The 18,853-nt window shown below is 58.7% G+C and carries 16 protein-coding genes; 5 read left to right on the forward strand and 11 right to left on the reverse strand.

Annotation, left to right across the window (positions count from 1 at the left end; all coding sequences use genetic code 11):
* The first annotated feature begins 69 nt into the window (after positions 1-69).
* Complete coding sequence (locus tag BM400_RS10215; protein WP_089839018.1) at positions 70-843, forward strand: hypothetical protein; 774 nt, start codon at positions 70-72, stop codon at positions 841-843.
* A 247-nt stretch (positions 844-1,090) separates the two neighbouring features.
* On the opposite strand, the gene BM400_RS10220 is transcribed toward BM400_RS10215, so the two are convergent.
* Complete coding sequence (locus tag BM400_RS10220) at positions 1,091-2,266, reverse strand: FAD-dependent oxidoreductase (RefSeq protein ID WP_089839020.1); 1,176 nt, start codon at positions 2,264-2,266, stop codon at positions 1,091-1,093.
* A gap of 104 nt (positions 2,267-2,370) precedes the next feature.
* Here BM400_RS10220 and BM400_RS10225 point away from each other — a divergent pair, with 104 nt between their 5' ends.
* Positions 2,371-3,072 carry a TetR/AcrR family transcriptional regulator gene (locus tag BM400_RS10225; protein WP_089839022.1) on the forward strand — a complete coding sequence of 234 codons (702 nt, stop codon included), beginning with the start codon at positions 2,371-2,373 and terminating at the stop codon, positions 3,070-3,072.
* Positions 3,073-3,183: 111 nt separating this feature from the next.
* Here the strand turns inward: BM400_RS10225 and BM400_RS10230 are convergent, their stop codons facing one another.
* The 6 genes from BM400_RS10230 to BM400_RS10255 all read right to left on the reverse strand — a co-directional run bounded on the left by BM400_RS10230 (position 3,184) and on the right by BM400_RS10255 (position 9,013).
* Positions 3,184-4,428 carry an MFS transporter gene (locus BM400_RS10230; RefSeq protein WP_217644100.1) on the reverse strand — a complete coding sequence of 415 codons (1,245 nt, stop codon included), beginning with the start codon at positions 4,426-4,428 and terminating at the stop codon, positions 3,184-3,186.
* A gap of 41 nt (positions 4,429-4,469) precedes the next feature.
* Entirely contained in the window at positions 4,470-5,564 is a 1,095-nt protein-coding gene (locus BM400_RS10235) for a tartrate dehydrogenase (RefSeq protein WP_089839024.1), read from the reverse strand.
* 77 nt (positions 5,565-5,641) lie between these two features.
* The gene (locus BM400_RS10240) at positions 5,642-6,697 is read right to left on the reverse strand and encodes an alpha/beta hydrolase (protein ID WP_089839026.1); all 1,056 of its coding nucleotides are present in this window, start codon (positions 6,695-6,697) and stop codon (positions 5,642-5,644) included.
* A 297-nt stretch (positions 6,698-6,994) separates the two neighbouring features.
* On the reverse strand, positions 6,995-7,396 hold the full coding sequence (locus BM400_RS10245; protein ID WP_175528963.1) for a lasso peptide biosynthesis B2 protein: 402 nt from the start codon (positions 7,394-7,396) through the stop codon (positions 6,995-6,997).
* Positions 7,397-7,443: 47 nt separating this feature from the next.
* Positions 7,444-8,655: a nucleotidyltransferase domain-containing protein gene (locus BM400_RS10250; RefSeq protein WP_089839029.1), complete on the reverse strand. Its 1,212-nt coding sequence runs from the start codon at positions 8,653-8,655 to the stop codon at positions 7,444-7,446.
* 73 nt (positions 8,656-8,728) lie between these two features.
* The gene (locus tag BM400_RS10255) at positions 8,729-9,013 is read right to left on the reverse strand and encodes a PqqD family protein (protein ID WP_089839031.1); all 285 of its coding nucleotides are present in this window, start codon (positions 9,011-9,013) and stop codon (positions 8,729-8,731) included.
* Between the two features lie 145 nt (positions 9,014-9,158).
* On the opposite strand from BM400_RS10255, the gene BM400_RS10260 reads away from it, so the two are divergent.
* A complete protein-coding gene (locus BM400_RS10260; RefSeq protein WP_089839033.1) occupies positions 9,159-10,148 on the forward strand; it encodes a phosphoenolpyruvate carboxykinase (ATP) in 990 nt (329 codons plus the stop codon).
* A gap of 159 nt (positions 10,149-10,307) precedes the next feature.
* On the opposite strand, the gene BM400_RS22530 is transcribed toward BM400_RS10260, so the two are convergent.
* Positions 10,308-12,245 (reverse strand): asparagine synthetase B family protein, encoded by a 1,938-nt coding sequence (locus BM400_RS22530; protein ID WP_089839034.1) that lies wholly within the window; start codon positions 12,243-12,245, stop codon positions 10,308-10,310.
* 471 nt (positions 12,246-12,716) lie between these two features.
* Between BM400_RS22530 and BM400_RS10270 the strand changes: the two genes are divergently transcribed.
* Complete coding sequence (locus BM400_RS10270) at positions 12,717-13,835, forward strand: PqqD family peptide modification chaperone (protein WP_089839036.1); 1,119 nt, start codon at positions 12,717-12,719, stop codon at positions 13,833-13,835.
* Positions 13,832-15,349 (forward strand): glycosyltransferase family protein, encoded by a 1,518-nt coding sequence (locus BM400_RS10275; protein ID WP_141223869.1) that lies wholly within the window; start codon positions 13,832-13,834, stop codon positions 15,347-15,349. Before BM400_RS10270 ends, BM400_RS10275 begins: the two co-directional genes overlap by 4 nt.
* Before the next feature lie 101 nt (positions 15,350-15,450).
* On the opposite strand, the gene BM400_RS10280 is transcribed toward BM400_RS10275, so the two are convergent.
* The 3 genes from BM400_RS10280 to BM400_RS21645 form a co-directional block, all read right to left on the reverse strand.
* Complete coding sequence (locus BM400_RS10280) at positions 15,451-17,106, reverse strand: FAD-dependent oxidoreductase (RefSeq protein ID WP_217644101.1); 1,656 nt, start codon at positions 17,104-17,106, stop codon at positions 15,451-15,453.
* A 153-nt stretch (positions 17,107-17,259) separates the two neighbouring features.
* Positions 17,260-18,081 carry an alpha/beta fold hydrolase gene (locus tag BM400_RS10285; protein WP_089839042.1) on the reverse strand — a complete coding sequence of 274 codons (822 nt, stop codon included), beginning with the start codon at positions 18,079-18,081 and terminating at the stop codon, positions 17,260-17,262.
* A 473-nt stretch (positions 18,082-18,554) separates the two neighbouring features.
* Complete coding sequence (locus tag BM400_RS21645; protein ID WP_141223870.1) at positions 18,555-18,758, reverse strand: hypothetical protein; 204 nt, start codon at positions 18,756-18,758, stop codon at positions 18,555-18,557.
* Positions 18,759-18,853: the final 95 nt, after the last annotated feature.

Here is an 18,853-nt window from a genome sequence, read left to right on the forward strand (position 1 = left end):
TTTGCGGCGAGTCGCTGGAGAGCATGTACAGACTCGCCGCAAATTCTTTCTTCTTGGGGATATTGAGGTATGACGTTGCGCCGATTTATTGTTCCTCTCATGCTTGCGGTCTGCCCAGCCTTCTCTCAGACAGTCTTCATGGGGCACCACATCGGTGAGAGCGCTTCACAGTTCTTCGCCGCAGAGCCTGGGCTGGAGAGTCGGGTTGACTCTTGCCGTGTGTCGGAGCCGAAGCCGATGACCGCCGAGCAGATCCACGCGCTCTCGAAGCAAGACGCCTATGCCCTGGGACAACAGGTGTTCGCGACTGTCCTTAGCTCGCCCGACACAAAGTATCGGGTGAAATGGAAGAGACCCCCTAATCGCGACGAACTCGAAGATCTTGCAAAGCAGGGGATGCCTATTGTGATCGACAAGCGAATGCCGGATGTGACTTCCCTCTGCCATTCGCTGTTGTCCCTGGCCACATCCGCTTCATCCTCCCCCGTAGTCATCCAATCTTTACCCAATAGCAGGCCACGCCCTATCATCTGGCACTTCAGGAACGCTGCTCTCTTTCAGATGGACATTGATTTCCATGGTGCCGATTTCGGAGAGGTTGTCAGGGATCTCTCAGCTAAGACAGACACGCACCCGAATGAGAACAAAGAGGTCGATACACCGAACCTATACGGAGCCACACTCAGGGTCTACCGAAGAGCTACTTGGCTTACTCCAGAGTTGTACGCGCTTCTTGAGGACGACGAGGGGACCGTCGACGGACAGATGCATCTCTCAGTTATCAGCAGAGCAGAATATGACACCTGGGCGAAGGCGCATGCAAAGAAGGGTTCGCTCGACTAGCCCCATCCTTGGATGCCTTTGTTGAACGAGAGTCGCTGCGAACGATCGGGAGGACAATGTGGAAGATTCGACCGCCTACTCTATCGCGCTGAAAACGTGGTCATTCTGGCGGAAAAGGTATACATGCGCTCAGGTTGGACACGCGTCTGGACTACGCCGTACCCGGAGTCCGGCTACATGGTGGCCTCAAGTCGTCGAAACATGGCTGGCCGTCAGGGGAATCGTTGGCGAGTCATCCGACAAGCATTCAAGTCGCCTCTGCCACACGCGACTGGCGTGCAAGCGATTCGTGGATGGCCTGGTGATTCGTAAATAAGTCGATCACGCTCTGAGGAGTGTTCTCGTCGAAGAACAGCTTCAGGTTTCGGTCAGCTTCTTCGGCCGCGGATGCACTTCGGGTAAACATGTCCTTTTCATAAACGAGAAGCGCGGCTTCAAGATCATTGGGGTTGGCAGCGATGGCCTTCCCCAATTCCGCGCCGTCGTACATGGCGAGGTTGGCTCCTTCGCCAGCGAAGGGTGACATGAGATGGGCTGCGTCACCGAGGAGTGTGACACCGCGCACACGACGCCATCGGTGTCCGATCGGAAGTGTGTAGATTGGACGAAGCACGGGGTCGGTCTCCGTGCCAGTGAGAAGTTCTATCAGTTGCGGTGCCCATCCTTCGAACTCTGCGGCGACCCGTGCCAGGGTCGATATGGGGTCGGAGAAGTCGATGTTGGCGATCCAATCCTCCGGCTTGTTGAGCGCCACGTAGGCATGCAGTGTGGCGTCTGCCTCGCGATGCGCCATAATGCCTTTGCCCGGCGCAAGTGCCATCATGGTGCCGCTGCCAACCGCATCTGCGCTTGCCTTGTGACGGGCTTCACAGTCGAACAGGAACGTCTCGATGAACGAGGTGCCAGCGTAAGTCGGTTTTGCTTCGGTGAGGAGTGGACGAACTCTGGACCAAGCGCCGTCCGCCCCCACGAGGAGGTTGGTGGTCGCCGTCGATCCATTCGCGAAGGTTACGGTGTGTCTGCCATCGCCGATAGAAGACACTGCTGTAGTCTTGTGTCCCCAGCGAACCGTCCCAGAAGGAAGTGAGTCCAGCAGGATGCGACGAAGGTCTCCGCGTGGCACCTCAGGGCGACCGCCGTTGCCCTTGTCGGGTTGATAGAGCAGAACGCTACCGTTCTTGTCGAGGATGCATTGTGCCTCGGCCTCAGCCTGTATGAGTCCACGGAAATCCTCATAGAGTCCAGCTGCCTTGAGTGCCAATTGGCCGTTGTATTCATGGATGTCGAGCAAGCCGCCCTGTCCTCTTGCGTCGGCGGATGCTTCCGCCTCGTAGACGGTAGCTGCGATACCGTGAATATGGAGCACGCGCGCAAGAGTCAGCCCGCCGAGGCCCCCTCCGATGATGGTGATCGATGGATTCATCGCGATTCCTTATGGGGTCGAGACTGCCGGGGAAGACTGCAATGGCAGAGTGGAACATCGTTCCATAATTATGGAACGATGTTCCATTTATGTCAAAATGGAGTATGGCTCGGAAAACATCAGGCGTTTCACGGCGGGAGGAATCGCTTTCTCGGGAACGCATCATTGAGGCGTCGATCGAGCTGTTGGACAAGAGCGGAGAGAGCGGACTGACGTTCCGCGCTCTGTCGGAACGGCTCGCCACCGGCCCCGGTGCTCTTTACTGGCACATCGCCAACAAGAGCGATCTGTTGACCGCCGCCTGTGACGCTATTGTTGCTCTGACAATGAACGCACTTCTTCTCGATGCATCGCCAAAGGCAATCATCCGTACTTTGGCGCTGTCTCTGTTCGACGCAATCGACGCGCACCCTTGGGTTGGCTCCGCCCTTACGTTGGCTCCGGGGCAGGTGCCCATGATGCGTATTGTCGAACGTTTGGGGCAACAGATTCGAGCCCTTGGCGTGCCGTCCGGAGAGCAGTGGGCTGCAGCGTCTGCTCTGCTGAACTATATCCTTGGTGTCGGTGGGCGGAACGCGGCCAACGGACAGCTTGCCCGCATGCGCGGTCTCGATAGATCCGAATTCCTGGATGCGGTCTCGGAGATATGGTCGCAGCTCGATCCAGAAGAGTATCCGTTCGCGCGCAGTATGGCTGGACAGATGCGTGCGCATGATGACCGCGCGGATTTTCTCGCTGGGATCGAGCTCATCCTCGGAGGAATCGACTCGCTTCCGCGTCGCGGTGAAGGTGTATCCGGAGTGTAGATTGAGGTTACGGGACAGGCTGGTAACGTCTTCGAGTTCTAGGCCGCACCAGCGGACTTTCCATCCTGATAAGTGCCAATGCAGCTCTTGCAGCGTGCATCCGGAGACTCGTCACTTGCGGCTGAGGAGCAAAGTGAGCACTGCCGACAGCCCCAGCGTGGCACCAACCAGATACAAGCCACCCGTGTAGCTTCCGGTCTTTCCCTCGATCCACCCGATCATGTAAGGGCCAATGAATCCGCCGAGGTTTCCGACGGAGTTGATCGTCGCAATGCCAGCGGCGGCACTGGCACCAGACAGGAATGAACTCGCCATCGCCCAGAGAGGTGCCTTCGCCGCGCTGATGCCGACGTTGACGACAACCAGTGCAAGAATGACACCTGTGGCCGAGTGAGTGCTTCCCGCCCAGATGAAACCAAGACATGCGGCAACGCACGGGATCACGACATGCCATGTGCGTTCCAGGGTTCGGTCGGAATGACGTGCCCAAAACGTCATTCCCAGAACCGCAACGACGCTGGGAAGTGCGTTGATCCAGCCTGTCTGCATCGACGAGAACTGAGAGCGCCGGAGAATCAGCGGGGCCCACAATCCCAGTGTGTACAGCCCCGCGGATGTTCCCAGATAGATCAGTGAGAGTGCCAGTACGCGGAAGTCGCAAAGCGTCTCCCAGACAGTGTTTAGGCCGCTGACACGCGTGGAGGAAGCGCCGCCCTGCTCGAGCTTGAGCCTCGCCACTAACCACTCGCGTTCATCTGCCGCCAGCCACTTCGCGTCTTCGGGCTTGTCCGTCAACGCCTTCAAAACGACGAAGCCCAACACGATCGCGGGCGCTGCCTCGATGAGGTAGAGCCATTGCCAATTGCTAAGTCCCGCACAGCGAGGTAACTCCATCAGCGCTCCCGAGATTGGAGAGCCGATCGCCGTGGAGATAGGAGCCGCTGCCATGAATGCAGCAGCCGCAATCGCCCGATATCGCGCAGGAAACCAAAGGCTGAGGTACAGAATGATGCCGGGGAAGAAGCCGGCTTCCGCGATGCCTAGCAGAAACCGTAGCGCAAAAAAGCTGTGAGGCCCAGTGACAAAGGCGGAGCATGCGGACACGATGCCCCAGGTGACCATGACGCGTGCAATCCATAGACGGACGCCCACCCGATAGAGGAGGAGGTTTGAAGGAACCTCAAACAGAAAATAACCGATGAAAAAGAGTCCTCCGCCGAGGCCATACGCAGCGGGCGACAGGCCAATCTCCTTGTTCATGGTGATTGCGGCGAAGCCAACATTCACTCGATCGAGAAAGCTGATGAAGTACAGCAGCATCACAAACGGCAGGATCCGCCAACTGATCCTACGCATGACGCGAGCTTCGAGGTCGTCGGGCACCGGCGCTGGGTTGTTCACGCGACGGTCATGTGTTGTTTCGCGGTGGAAGCAATCTGCGCGCAAACGGCTTCTGTCACCATGGCGGTTGTTGCGTTGCCACCAAGGTCGGCCGTGTGTAAGGCCGGATCCGCCGTGACATGCTCGATCGCCAGCATGACTCGTGCTGCAGCTTCCAGTTCTCCGAGATGCTCAAGCAACATCACCACAGACCAGAAGGTCCCAACGGGATTGGCGATACCCTTGCCCATAATGTCGAATGCGGAACCATGAATCGGTTCGAACATCGAGGGGTAGGCGCGCTCCGGGTTGATGTTGCCGGTGGGCGCGATCCCCATACTGCCTGCCAGTGCTGCGGCGAGATCGCTCAGGATGTCGGCATGGAGATTGGTTGCAACAATTGTGTCGAGCGAGGCTGGACGATTCACCATACGCGCCGTGGCCGCGTCGACCAACTCCTTCTCCCACTTCACATCCGGAAACTCCTTCGCAATTTCAGCAGCGATCTCATCCCACATCACCATGGCGTGGCGCTGCGCGTTGCTTTTGGTAATGACGGTGAGCAGCTTGCGTGGACGCGATTGCGCCAGTCGAAACGCGTAACGATGGATACGCTCCACGCCAGCGCGCGTCATCAGCGACAAGTCAGTGGCGACTTCGATGGGATGTCCCTGATGCATGCGGCCGCCAACGCCGGAATACTCGCCCTCGGTGTTCTCGCGTACGATCACCCAGTTCAGGTCGTGTGCGGCGCATCGCTTGAGCGGAGCGTCGATGCCCGGAAGGATGCGGGTCGGCCGAACGTTGGCATATTGATCCAGTCCCTGGCAGATCTTCAGCCGCAATCCCCAGAGGGTGACGTGGTCGGGAATATGCGGATCGCCGGCAGACCCGAAGAGAATCGCATCCTTGTCGAGCAGAGCCTTGAGACCATCGGTGGGCATCATCACGCCGTGCCTACGGTAGTAGTCTCCACCCCAATCGAAGTTCTCACACTCAAACGCGAAGGTATTCTCTGAGGTGGCAAGGGCTTCTAGAATCCGCTCGCCAGCTGGAATCACTTCTTTCCCAATGCCGTCGCCTGGAATCGTAGCGATACGATAGGTTTTCATAGGGGGTGTCCTTTGGTCGTCGCACGAATTCTATCCGGTTCACGCAACCCGCGGCTAGCCGATTCCTCACCCCTGTTTCAGTGGCCTAGATGCTTGTCGAAGAATGCGGTGATCTCGCCAAAGGCCTCCTTCGTTTCGGGCAAACGGTCGTCCCGGGAATACTGTGCGTGAGACTGTCCCTCATAGACCTCCAGCTCCGCTTCGACACCCGCCTGACGCAACCTACGGTGTACGCGCACCGTGTTACTCAGCAACAGGTCGCGTGTCCCGGTGCTCAAGATCGCTGGCGGAAACCCATGCATGTCGCCGTAAACTGGCGAAAGCAGAGGGTCTTTCAGATCGTGACCATGGGCGTATACCGTGGTGGCCGCATCGCAGAATCCGTCTCGCGAGACGAGAACGTTGTCGACCATCTCATTGGTGTAGAAGCTGTCCCCGGTCTTCGTCACGTCGGACATTGGAGTTCCGGGCGCAATCGCCCCGGGCATCTTCAATCCCAATTGCTTGGCTCGTAGCATCATCTCCAGCACAAGCGCGCCGCCGGCGGAGGTGCCGAACACGGCCACGTTCTTGGGGTTGGATGTCTTGAGTGCGGCCTCGTAAACCGTCATTGCATCATCGAGCGCGCTTGGAAAGTAGGCGTCGGGCGGCATCCGATAGTCCACCGAGATCACCTTGAAATGACCAAGCCCGGCCATCATGATCGCCTCGGGTGTCCCAGCCTCTCCGGGAGAGAGCTCATAGCAACCGCCATGCACATGGATCAGCAGCTTGTCGCGGTGTTCCGTCGGAATCGCGTCGGGTGTCACGACATACACCTTGACACCATTAATCGTCGAAGGCTTGACCGTGACATGAAGCCGCTCGCGCATCGCCGGCAGCGTCTCGATGGTCTTTGCCGCTGCATCGTTTGCCGCCGCTCGCCACTCCCCACCTGTCTTCCAGAGAACGTCCCAGCCTGTGCGCAGGGGTGCGGCAATCACAGCCTGCATTCCTGGACTGACATCGGTTGGCACGGGCAGGGACTTCGCCGGAACCTGACGAACTGCGAGCGGTGGACCGCTGGTCTGGGCAATACAGCGGCAGCCGGCCATTGCGAAGAGGACAAGAACAAGCAGCCTGGCGACATTCATCGATGAGTTTCCCCTGTGACGGAAGTAGGATAGCAGCGTTGTCAACAGATATCTTGTCTCGCCACGCTCGGACAGGTAGGGGGTCTACCCTGAAAGTCGATGCAGCTTGTCTTTTTCCATTCTCGTGGATTTCTGGCAAACAATGAAGATGCCTGAGTGAGCCGACTGAATTCCTCGGACAGGTCGACCACCGAGTTCCTTCATCCGACGTGCGCATCTGGATGAAGATGTTCTCCGCCGGTCATCGCTTGAGGTATCGATTTGTTCCGCGGAAAGCCGGTGAGAATAGGCACGTTGCTATTTCGACTTCGCGCCGAACGTGGCAATCTCGGTAAATCGCGCGTAAGCCTCTCCTCCCACCACGATCCAGGCTCCTGCGGTGACCCATACGTGCGCCTCCAGTCCTCCGCCCTCAGTCTTGTCAACGCCGTAGTGGAGCAGGGAGGAAATTCCGGCGCGCGATAGCATCTGATGAGCCGCCAGACCTTCGTGAAAACATACCGCTCGCCACGGAACGCGCTTCGCCGCAGCACGAACGGACCACCGTACCCGCCTTGCATAAGTCTGCACGTCGTCGTCCGAGAGCGTGATCTCCCTGGCGTCTGGTCGCATCATGGGAAGGTAGAGCTTGCCGGGCAGCACATCGAGCGCAAGCCACGCCAGAAACAACCATGCGGACGCTTGCATCGCGAGGGGCAAGTCACGCTTCCGGATGAAGAGGATACGAAACCGCTGACGAAGCCCCTTCATTCGTGAACCGCCGGGTGGAGTGGTGATGGAGTACGCCTGAATCTGCCGATCAACCAGCGAGGGAGCCGGAGGAAGGGATGAAGGAAGCGCAGGCTCTTTGGAGTCTTCGCCCAGTCGTCCGGCAACATGAGTTCATTGATCATCTCGTGCCACACGTAGCGCAGCGTACCGCCGATGAGAAAGTGGGATGCGTGGACGCGTGCCCCCGCGGCACGTTCCGAGGAAGATGCTGGATCGCTATTCTTCGCGATTGCATCGTACGCGACGGCGACGAGGCGGCGAGACGTCCAATGATCGGGAGGCATGGATGATGGCAGCGGGATCTCCCAGAGCTTATGACACAGACGAATCGCCTGCTCCGCGGCGCGGCAGGCTCCGTGGGCTGCAGCCGCATCGAGTACCCGAGCGGCGGCATCCTGAGATCTCGGCAGCATCGCCTGAATGTCGACCAGCCACTTCAGGCGGAACCATCCATGCATCGCTCCATGCAGAGAGAGGTAGGGAAGCAGCGCGTCGTCGGACAGCGTACGGACGCTCCGGCTTCCACCGAGCGATACGGTTTGTCGATCGCTCCAAGAACGCGGGTCGAACTGCGCGAGTGCATTGTTCTCGTACATGCGCCAATGCAACTCCGCCTGCATCTTCGTTCGTTCGTGAAAGTACTCGAACTGGTTGCGGTGCCGCATGTAAATTCGTGTGTGTTTGTCGTCCACCAGGTTTGCGGGCTTCTCTCGGCGATACCCAGCATCGAGCAAGATGGCATGTGCGCGCGAAACGTCCTGGGGGGAGACTAAGAGGTCATTGTCCTTGCAGTGTCGCAGGGCAAGACTTCCATATGCGAGGATGGCGAGGGATGGTCCCTTGAGGGTCAAGCATGGTATGCCCTCACGATCAAGCAGAGACGTCAGTCGCGAAGCCTCGCCTGCCGCCCCCATACACTGCCATAGCTGCTTCTCCGAGCGTTGCTTCATCACGGCAAGGACGTCTGCCGGGATATGGACCGGGGCAGCGAGGGCGAGGGCGTGATACACCAGTCCCACCACACGATGGCGATCCACCATAAGCAGAAAGCGCTCCCAGTGGATAGCCTCTTCAAGACATCGATCAAGACGTTCCCGGCAGCTTATGGAATGCGGCCATCGGCAAGCGGCAACCAGGAGTCGAAACTCCGGGGACAACATGGCTTGCCGGTACGCCTCGTGATACATGCTCTTATCCCCCGCGGCCCGCCTGGTCAATGGATTCTCTTTGTCGGATGGAGGACCTATCCGGTCATCGTGCCTATCCGTGCGAATCGATCTGCAACAACTCCAGTGCGCTCAGTCTTTCCAACAGTTGCCGTGTTTCATCGAGGCATGTCGTTGGAGGAACATCGAACTCCATGAGGAGCGTTGCGCTGAGACGATCGACAGTCGTGGGCTCTTCGAGAAGTTGCCAGATGCGGCGACCGACCGCGTTCAACGCAAGGTACTTGCCTCGAACAGGGTCCAACATGATGAGCGAGTCCTGAAACTCGGCGTCAATGGTGTGGCTCACGCGTTGGACCGTCGTATTGCCCGTCAGCATCTGCGACCTCTTACCGTCTTCTTCTTGGTCTCCGGGGTTGATTCTGAATCACCGGGTTGAAATTAAGATACATGATCGCTGCATGGAGACAGGGGGAAGTTCTTCGGTTCTGGGCAAGCCTGTATTCTATGGAGAGATAACGTCCATGCAACTTCGCTATACAGCCTTCGACTTCGACATCCGATCCGAGATTCCTCTTCCGGCTCGGAGGGTAGCGAACGATGCGCCGCATCTGTCGAAGTTGAGTGTCTTGTATGACGAGACGCTGGGCGAGTGCTCGTGGACTGGCTTCGATTTCCGCATGTCACCGTACCTCGAGTTTTCGGTGGTCGACCGCGATCGGTGGATGTTGCGTTGTTTCGATGATGTCTCCGGAAGAGAGGCACGGCTCGAGATCGACGCGAGAGGAGTCATCCGCGCCTTTTGCCGTGGTGGTTGTCTGCTGGGGGATTTGGGCAGGCTTGTAGTCTACCAGGGGCTTACGGCGCTCGCCTTCCTCAGGGGCTCTGCGGTGCTTCACGGCTCTATGTTTCATCATGCAGACAGAGGCTTCGCGATCCTGGGTCATAGCGGCGACGGCAAATCGACGACGACGGCGGCCTTGCTGCGAGCGGGAGCGGGTGTTGTTGCGGAGGAGACGCTTTTGCTGCGAGAAGCGAGGGGCGGGTGGAGCGTCCTTCCAGGCCCGCCGTATCTTTCGCTTGATCCGACGCTGATCGCACGGCTCGACGAACGCGAGACGCTCCCGGAGTGGGAGCGGCGTGACGGCAGCGCGGAGGAGAAGGTGCGCTGGCGCTGGCAGATGGATGAGGTCGGCCAGCAACCGTTGGAGCCGGCTCCATTGCAGGCTGTGTTTGTGCTGGGACGCAGAGAGCCCGGGCAGTCTGGCTGGAAATCCAGCCAGTTGGATGTTCCAACTGCGGTGCATGTCTTGAGCCAGCATTGCACCTGGGGCGCGCAACTCCCGCCGGCGTACCGGACTCCCTCGTACCGGGCTGCGATGCAGATCGCGACTTCGACGCCGGTCTACCGCCTGACGATGCCGGACTCGCTGGACTGCCTCTTCGAGCAGGCTCCTCGTGTTCTCCGGGGGCTCTGCGAGTTGACTCCATGTGGAGCGACCAGCCATGTCTGATCAGCGCTGGCTTCGCAGTTTACGATGCGAGCCAGCATAACTGTGCAGGAAGAAAATGTGCGCTCGGTCATGCGGACGGTGGATCACGGCTCGACACACGGGGCTTGGTGCCCATCGGGGAGCTCAATACCGAAGACCATCTGATCTGCCCTGGCCGCCTTACACAAAGGAGGGCCGCCCGGCCTCTACCATCCGAAGAAAACGGCTCATGGCTACGGCTCGCAGAAGGTGCATCCGGTAGTTCGCTGTCGTACGAGCTCCTGGATGCCTATCGGTAGGCCATTCTCCGACATACTTGGCGATCCGAGGAACATCGATAAAGTGTTGGGTCAGCGGGGAACGCCGCATCGCATCCAACTCGTTGGCTACACCCGTTCGATCGGCATCTAAACGATCCCACCAGTCGGCGGCCTGAAGACCTCGCGCGCGCACCCGATAGAGATCGGAGGGGAGCCGCTCTCCGAAGGCTCTCCGATGCAGGGCGCAGGTCTGCCCATTCTCAAGATAGTGTTCGGCGGGGATGGAAAGGCAAGCCTCGATCACCCTTCTGTCTCCCAACGGCGAGCGTTCATCGACATCCCAGGCCGCCAGGTTGCCCTTCCGCAATGGGCCCGCTTCAGCGGTCATCTCAAATACGGCGATCTTTCTGCCCAGCCCGTCAGCCTGAATGGACCGGCCAAGGGCCTCCGTCCGGAGAAGCAGCTCCCACTCCCTCATCCTGTCCGGATGAACCGCGCCGAAACAGTCATAGTCCGGAGCTCGACGAGTGTGGGCTTCAACCCACCTCCAGGCACCCGGAGGAAGCAGCGCGCGAGCCGCCAAACCAACCGCGCCACGCGGTCGAAGGCGATGCTGGCGTACCAGAGCCAGGACCTCCTGCCCCGCCCGCAGTAGATGGCCTCGCCGCGCCAGATCCATGGGGGCATCCAGACCTGGATGGCTGACCGTCATGTTGCCCGGCACGCCGTCTAGCAGAATGGCAATTCCCCTGCGTTGCGCCTCCTGGTTGATCGCGGTGAGCCACGTCTGGTTGCATGGGCTCGCTCGCGGTCTACCGAGCAGAGCCTCGCCGGGCATCGATTCCGCCAGAGGCGAGACATGCATCGGCGGCCGGATCACAAGATGTTCCATCTCCGGATAAAACGCCGCTGTTTGGGAGGCTAACCCGCTCTCATCCTCCATCCGGTCTCGCCGCTCCTCTCCAGCAAATCCTGGGTAAGGCGCTGCCGTCACGCCAATCAAGCGGCGGTTGCTGGCTCTTAAGATACGGGCTGCGGTCGCGGTTACCAGGGTGCTGTCCATACCCCCGCTCAGTTGACTCATGACCTCGCCCTCTCCCCGAAGCTGCGCGGCGACGGCGCGGTCGAATGCCTCGCGTACCGATTCCGCACTCTGCTCTCGCGTTTGTCTCCTAGTCGCAATCTCCTCGGGCCGCCAATATCTCACGCGCGTGAGCGCACCCGCCGCAAAGGTAAAGACATGACCTGGAAGGACTGAGCGAATATCCCGGAAGAACGTCCTTTCGGTCGCAATGGACATTGGGATCAAGGTCTCCGATACGCGCTCTTCATCGACCGCATAGGGAATCTCGGGTAACGCGTGCAATCCGCAGGGCATGGATGCGAACGCGACACAGCCCTCGCTCTGGTGGAAGTAAAGAGGCCTCATGCCAAGAGGATCGCGAACCAGATGCATACGGCGGAGATGGGCATCCCAAAGAGCAATGGCGAAGACCCCGGTGAGACGGTCGACCGCCCCGAGATCCCAGCGCTCAATCGCCTGCAGAAGGAGCGCTGAGTCGGACAACCTCGCGGCCTGACCCGCCCCGATGCCAAGTGCGTCGGTCAACTCCGGGCGGTTGTCCAACCGGATATCCGCGACGAGGGTATATCGTCCGTTGCGGCTTGAGGCCGGTTGTTGATCGAAAGCATCCTCTGGAAGGAGTCGTCGGAGGTCGCGGCCGAGGGCGACCGAACCGCTCACCCAGCATTCTGGCCTCCCGCCTCCAAACGGCTTCAGCCCTCGTAACATACTTTTGCAGTGCGAGAGAGCCGAAGGACTTCCGTCAGAACAACAAGAACCAGCGATAGCCGACATATCAAAAAGTGTAATCCCAACAGCAATGCGGGGGGCACAACCTGCGTATGTTCAGCTGAATACGGTATGGCATTTGGTCTCGGTAAGGCTGACCATGCAAGCGTACCAAACCACTCCCAAAACGCACGGTTGCTCCTCCATCCTCAAAGTTTGGCAGGTTCAATGGACGTGCTATCTTATAGCTCTAATACCGAAGAGGTTTTTATGAATCAGACAGATCACCTTGAATCGACAGACGGTCAGACTTTCACCGGAAGCAAGCGCACATGGTCGACGCCGCATATTGAGGAGCGAGACCTCGCAACCGCTGAAACTAGCCAACAGATCAACCGGTTTAACTCCAACGATCACACTACCTTTTACTCCTAGCGTGCATGTTTCTTGCGGCCAGCGGTGTTCGCAGTCAATGAATGTCTTCGACAAGCCTCTTGCGTTGTGGAGGGGGCGGTGCGGGTAGGTCGGATTCCAGGAATGACTGACACGTATCTGCGCAGACAGCCGACCGGTCTTTTGCGTGATAATTCTTCTTTCTGCTTGCGTTGCGGCGACTCGCGAACCCTACACCTTGACGGTATCGGTCAGGAGATCTGGGATCTGCTGGAGTATCCTGTCTCGCACGATGAGGTCATTGCGCATCTTCTGGCGAGTTACGATGTGGGTGAAGCGGAGTGTCGACAAGGCGCACTCAGTTTCTTGGCTGAGCTGGAGAGCTTTGGCCTCCTCCTGCACGTTCCACCACCGACCGTTGCGGAGCGACAACGAAATCGTTATCTCCATCTGCTGAAACGGACGCTTACGAGTCTCGTCTATCCCGAGAACGCCCTCAGGATCTCCCGGCTGGAGGGCGGAACGTTCAGCGATGACAAGAAAACGCGCACCACGCAGATGGTCCAGGTGCGCTATACGGACGCAGAGGATTACGCGACCTGCACGTTGGGACTCCGCCTTGGTTCTCCTGCCTTATCGAACCGAAGCTTTCCTCGCACACTGATCGGACTCGCAGGTTTGGACAACATTGAATTCTGCGCGGAACAGATCTTCGCCGACGGGATTCCTGGAGACTTCCTGGAGGCGGGCGTGTGGCAGGGCGGTGCATCCATGATGATGCGCGCGCTCCAACTTTCTCACCAGCAGGAAAACCGTTCCGTGTGGTTGGCCGACACCTTTGACGGTCTTCCCATCAACACGGCCGAACCGGATATTCGCTATGGCGTCGATTTCTCAAAGGAAAACTTTCCCATCCTGGTCGCGCCACTTCGCACCGTCTCTGATAACTTTCGCGACCTCGGACTGCTCGATCGGAATGTAAGGTTCCTGCCCGGGCTCTTCGCGGAAACTCTGCCGGCAGCGCACATCGGGCCTCTTGCTTTGCTCCGGCTCGACGCCGATCTATACTCCTCCACCATGGACGCTTTGAACTGTCTGTACCACCGAGTGAGCCCGGGCGGATTCATCATCGTCGACGACTACGGACTTCCCGCCTGCCGCCAGGCCATCGATGAATTCCGGGAAACCCACTCCATCCTCGACCCGATGCAGTGGGTGAATGAGACGTGTGTTTTCTGGCGTCGATCCGGAGCAGGCGGTTGAAGATGAAGCTCGTCCATCTGCATCCCTGGGAAAAGGAGAACGAGGACCGCGCTAACCGTTTCCACCGTATCGAGCGGCCGTGTGAGTTGCTGACGCGCGAGGGAAGGTTCGAGGCAATCGGTCTTCCCTGGAATCATCCCGACGCGGAAGCCATGGCCTGCGCCGCGGACGTCCTGATCCTCCATCTGCTCCACGATATGGCATTGGAAGCCGTGATCGACTGGCGCAGGGCGCGCGGCCGAGCGACTCTTTACGAGATTGCGGACGATCTCAGCGCGCCAGCCCCCTGGCGAAAGTTTCCGCATCGGAGTCCTCTCATTCTGAGCGAATGCTTCCACCTTGCATCCCGTTGTGACGGTGTTCAGTTTTCGTCCGCAGCGCTGCAGGGCAAGTACGCGATCGTCTCGCAACGCACGCAGGTGTTGCCGAATCTGGTCGAGATTCCTGCTCGCCTGTCAGAGAAACCGCCTGGTTTCACCGTTGGCTGGGCGGGGACGCGTTCCCACCGGGAAGATCTTCGACTCTTGGTGCCGGTGCTGCGCGATCTTCTGCGCCTTAATCCGGGCATCCAGCTTGCACTGAAAGGGGACCTGGAGATGCTGCACGATCTCTTCGACGAACTCCCGTCAGCCCAGGTTCGCTTCGAAGACTTTGGCTCGCCTGCAAGCTACGATGCGTTTCTCCAGACGCTTCACGCGGGCATTATCCCTTTGGCGGCAACCGCGTTCAATGCAGGAAGAACGGATGTGAAGCTCTTCGAGTACGCCGCCGCCGGTGTCGTAGCGATTCTGCAAAAGTCCGCAGTCTACGGCGCACATCTGAATCACACGCTTTGGTTTCAGGATCCTCAAGCACTTGGTCCAATGCTGGAGCGGCTCCACATGGATCCTGCAGCGATGGAAGTGGAGCGAGTGCGCTTGCACGCCTATGTGCTCAACCAGGGTGGTCATGCATCGACGCTTGAGAGACACGCGGCATGGTATCTGTCCCATGCTCCGGCCTCTATGAACAACTCCACGCTTCCCAGAACGAACGCGTGGGCAAACGTCGCGATGGAGTCAATGCAGAGGTTCGAAGAGCGCGGCCCATGCGAGTCCGGGGCTGTTGCAGCTGTTCTCGAATTGCTGGAAAGCTATCCAGGTTATCTTCGGCTTCGAATGCTTGCGGTCCAGGTTTTGGTGCGCGCTGGAAGTCTTTCGCGCGCGCTCTCCCTTGCGCGGCCTCTGCTCACTTCTGTGATGTATCGCGACAGCGCAGTGATGATCGCGCTTGCGGAAGCACCACCGTCAAGAAGAGCGCGGTTTCGCAGGCACCTGCGCTCCGCGGTTCGGCGCGTCCGCAGCCTACCATTTGATCCGGACGCTCCCTTGGACTTTGCTCGGACGGTACTCGAACACGCTCCCTTCGACTTCTTCTCGCTCATGGTCTGCGCTCGAAGCCAATCAAGCGATCTGTCCCTGCCAGATCGGAAAGAGATTGAGCAGAGGCTGGCTCTCTTCGAATCAGCGCCCTGATCTTCATGCCACTTCCAGGGCGAGGAGATTCCAGCCGACGAGTTTTGCTCTTGTTCGACCGGAGACGGGAACGGGCCTGCGCCATTGTTCCTCTCTCGACCTCAGAATCCCTGGGGCAGAGCTTGCATGACCGCCGGCATGTAGGCCGGGACGACACCCCTTGCCGGGACGGAGTAGGCGGAGTCGGCCTTTTTGGTGGAGGCAAGGTACTTGTGAATATCGGAGACGACAACCGAACCTTCGCCAACCGCGGAAGCCACACGTTTCACGGATCCGGAGCGCACATCGCCTACTGCGAACACGGCTTCCAGGTTGGTGCCGAAGAGACTCTCCGAGGCGACAGCGCCTCCGGTCATGATGAAGCCCTTTGCATCGACGGCGAGGTCATGGCAAAAGCCCTGCGTTCTTGGGCGTGCTCCGATCATCACGAAGACGTTGGAGATCGCCCTTGACTCTATTTTCCCAATCGCGTTGTCCCGCCACGTCACCTCCTGCAGGCAATCCTCCCCATCCATGCGCACGATCTCACTCCGGACCCGAAGAGAGATGCGCCGCGAAGACAAGATACGTTGAATGAGGTAGTTCGACATCGTCGTCTCCAGGCGTTCCCCGCGGATAAGAAGATGCACACACTTCGAGGTCTGAGAGAGGAACAAGGCAGCCTGTCCTGCGGAGTTACCCGCGCCCACCACCACGACCTCCTGATTCAGACAAAGGCCGGCCTCCATCGCAGTAGCCGCATAGTGGATGCCTTGGTATTCGAAACGCTCATAGTTGGGCAGGTTGAGCTTCTGGTAGCGGGCACCCGTGGCGATAACGACGGTACGGGACGTCACGGGTTCGCCGTCCTCCAGATGAAGGGCGTATATGTTCTTTTCCCGCCTCATCGTCACAACATCGCGCGAGATCGCAAAGCGTGCACCGAACTTCTGCGCCTGTGCCAGCGAGCGATCCGAAAGCTCCTGTCCCGAGACACCCGTGGGAAATCCAAGATAATTCTCAATGCGTGAGCTTGTTCCCGCCTGCCCACCCGGTGTATTGCCTTCGATGACGACTGTGGAGAGGCCCTCAGAGGCCGCATAGACAGCGGCCGCGAGACCGGCCGGCCCTGCTCCGATGATCGCCACGTCATAGACAGTGGTGCGATCGCTTACATCGGTAAGGCCGAGCTCATCGGAGAGGAGCGCGGTCGATGGATTGCGCAGTACGGTCTGGTCTCCTAGAAGTACGACAGGCAGATGCGCCTGCTGAAAATCGAAAGAGTGAATGAGCGAATTGGCATCGGCGTTGGTACTCGGATCGAGCATCGTGTAGGGATGGCCGTTTCTCGTGAGGAAGCGCAGCAAACGAATCGTATCCGCACTATGCTTGTGTCCGATCAGGGTTACGCCACCCGAGGCATCCCGGACAATGTCGGACCGGCGTCCCATGCACGCCTGCATGACGAGGTCTGCGATTTCAATCTCGGATCGAATGATCTGGCGCAGCATGGACCGGTTGATCCTGAGGATGCGGCTGCGCGTGATCGCTCTGCAGTCAAAGAGGGTCCGCCGGCTATCCAACAAGTCAAGCTCACCGGTGAACTGGCCGCGGCCCAGTACTGCGAAGGTATTGCCCGTCATCTGCCCAATCTTCTCGATGATCTCAATTTCACCATCGACGACTACAAACATGTCGACATCGCGTGCTCCCCGCAGGAAGAGGAAGGCACCAGGCTCGAAGATCTCTACGACACCCAACTCCATCAGGCGCGTCACGATCTCCTGGCCGAATACGGGAAAGGAGGCATGACGGTTGGACTGCTGCCGATTGGTATTCGCTGCGCAAGAAATGGGGGGAATCAGCATGGCGTGCTCCAGGAAGAAGGGGATGTCAAGTGGCGGGTCGTTTCACAACGACCCGCCATCCGGTTAGCGCTGGATGAAATCGAGAAGGTCCTTGTTGATGACGTCTGCGTGAAGGATGGGCATGCCGTGCGGGAAACCCGGATATACCTTCAGCGTCGCATTCTTCACCAGCTTCGCTGTCAGGAGGCCCGCGTCCTGGAAGGGGACGATCTGGTCATCGTCGCCATGCATCACCAGCGTTGGCACATCGATCTTCTTCAGGTCGTCCCGGAAGTCGGTCTCCGAGAATGCCTTGATGCAGTCATACTCGCCCTTCAAGCCGCCCTGCATGCCCTGGTACCAGAAGTTCTCACGTACGCCTTCGGAGATCCTCACCCCGGGACGGTTGTACCCGAAGAAAGGGATCGAGAGATCTTTGAAGAACTGCGATCGATCCTGCGTGACGCCGATGCGGATCGCATTCAGAGCCTGGATATCCGTGCCCTCGGGGTTCGACTCCGACTTAACCATGATCGGCGTGACCGCACTGATCAGAACGACCTTTGCAACTCGCTTCAATCCATGGCGTCCAAGATACCGAACCACCTCGCCACCACCTGTCGAGTGGCCCACCATAATGGCATCCTTCAGATCGAGTGCTTCAAACAACGCAGCCAGATCGTCAGCGTATGTGTCCATCTCGTTGCCATCCCAAGTCTGCGATGACCTTCCGTGGCTGCGGCGATCATGCGCGATGACGCGGTATCCGAGCTGGCCCAGAAAGAGCATCTGCGCATCCCAAGCGTCGGCGTTCAGGGGCCAACCATGCGAAAAGACAACAGGCTGACCGGTGCCCCAGTCCTTGTAGTAAATGGTCGTTCCATCTTTCATGGTGAGAGTGCTCATTGAAATCTCCTGGATGGGTTGAAGTTGCGTGATCGGGGAGCGCCTGATCTATCGGCACAGTGAAAATCAGAGTGAGAGGACCTTGCCGGTCTTCGCGATCATGCGGCACGCGATCCCCTCTTCATGAAAGTGAGTATGGAAGCTCGCGAGAATTTCAAGTAACTCCCCAAGTGGGCTTTTGCAGCTACTCGTTCGTGTGATGAGGGAGAAAGGATCACGTGCGCTGTCCACTAAGCAATGGACATGCATGGGATGTAGTCACGGTGAGCGGACGGATACTCGCCGTATGGCAAGGACCGCGGTCGTAGCCCTGCAACGCAGACTTTTATCTTAACTGGGTCTGTGTCAGCCGCTAGCAAGGGCACCCATGGAAGGATGCGTCGATGCTCTTTGAAGCCCGGATAGTCGCGCGCGGCATTCCGGTTTCAGTGTTGTTGTGGGTTGTATTTCTATATGGGTCGTGGTGATGTTTCTTAGTGGTTTGGCCAGACCACGCGTCGCTGCCCAAAGAGACGAGCGTCGAGGGAATAAGCTCCAGCGCCAAGCAGCGCCAGAGCGATGCAGACTGAGATCGTGACGATGCTTCCAGCCAGTATCTCTTGACGAGGCAGCAGGGAGAGCGTCATGGTGAGCATCGCCGAGAGGCGCGCAACCGCTGTGGTGAATAGCCCCAGCATAAGAAAGATTGCAAGAATGATGATTGAGACGGAGAGTAAACTAGCGGCTCCAAGGGAAAGATGGTCGCAGGCGGTGGCCACGAGCAAGCCAGAGG

This window comes from Granulicella pectinivorans, assembly GCF_900114625.1.
Lineage (GTDB): Bacteria > Acidobacteriota > Terriglobia > Terriglobales > Acidobacteriaceae > Edaphobacter > Edaphobacter pectinivorans.

Bases quoted from the DNA above. Each gene is read 5' to 3' on its own strand.
- BM400_RS10215 (WP_089839018.1), top strand. From the start codon at position 70: ATGACGTTGCGCCGATTTATTGTTCCTCTCATGCTTGCGGTCTGCCCA.
- BM400_RS10255 (WP_089839031.1), bottom strand. From the start codon at position 9,013: ATGCTGACGGGCAATACGACGGTCCAACGCGTGAGCCACACCATTGAC.
- BM400_RS10250 (WP_089839029.1), bottom strand. From the start codon at position 8,655: ATGTATCACGAGGCGTACCGGCAAGCCATGTTGTCCCCGGAGTTTCGA.
- BM400_RS10240 (WP_089839026.1), bottom strand. From the start codon at position 6,697: ATGAATGTCGCCAGGCTGCTTGTTCTTGTCCTCTTCGCAATGGCCGGC.
- BM400_RS10260 (WP_089839033.1), top strand. From the start codon at position 9,159: ATGCAACTTCGCTATACAGCCTTCGACTTCGACATCCGATCCGAGATT.
- BM400_RS10230 (WP_217644100.1), bottom strand. From the start codon at position 4,428: ATGCGTAGGATCAGTTGGCGGATCCTGCCGTTTGTGATGCTGCTGTAC.
- BM400_RS10285 (WP_089839042.1), bottom strand. From the start codon at position 18,081: ATGAGCACTCTCACCATGAAAGATGGAACGACCATTTACTACAAGGAC.
- BM400_RS10235 (WP_089839024.1), bottom strand. From the start codon at position 5,564: ATGAAAACCTATCGTATCGCTACGATTCCAGGCGACGGCATTGGGAAA.
- BM400_RS10220 (WP_089839020.1), bottom strand. From the start codon at position 2,266: ATGAATCCATCGATCACCATCATCGGAGGGGGCCTCGGCGGGCTGACT.
- BM400_RS10225 (WP_089839022.1), top strand. From the start codon at position 2,371: ATGGCTCGGAAAACATCAGGCGTTTCACGGCGGGAGGAATCGCTTTCT.
- BM400_RS10270 (WP_089839036.1), top strand. From the start codon at position 12,717: ATGACTGACACGTATCTGCGCAGACAGCCGACCGGTCTTTTGCGTGAT.
- BM400_RS22530 (WP_089839034.1), bottom strand. From the start codon at position 12,245: ATGTCGGCTATCGCTGGTTCTTGTTGTTCTGACGGAAGTCCTTCGGCT.
- BM400_RS21645 (WP_141223870.1), bottom strand. From the start codon at position 18,758: ATGCTGGGGCTATTCACCACAGCGGTTGCGCGCCTCTCGGCGATGCTC.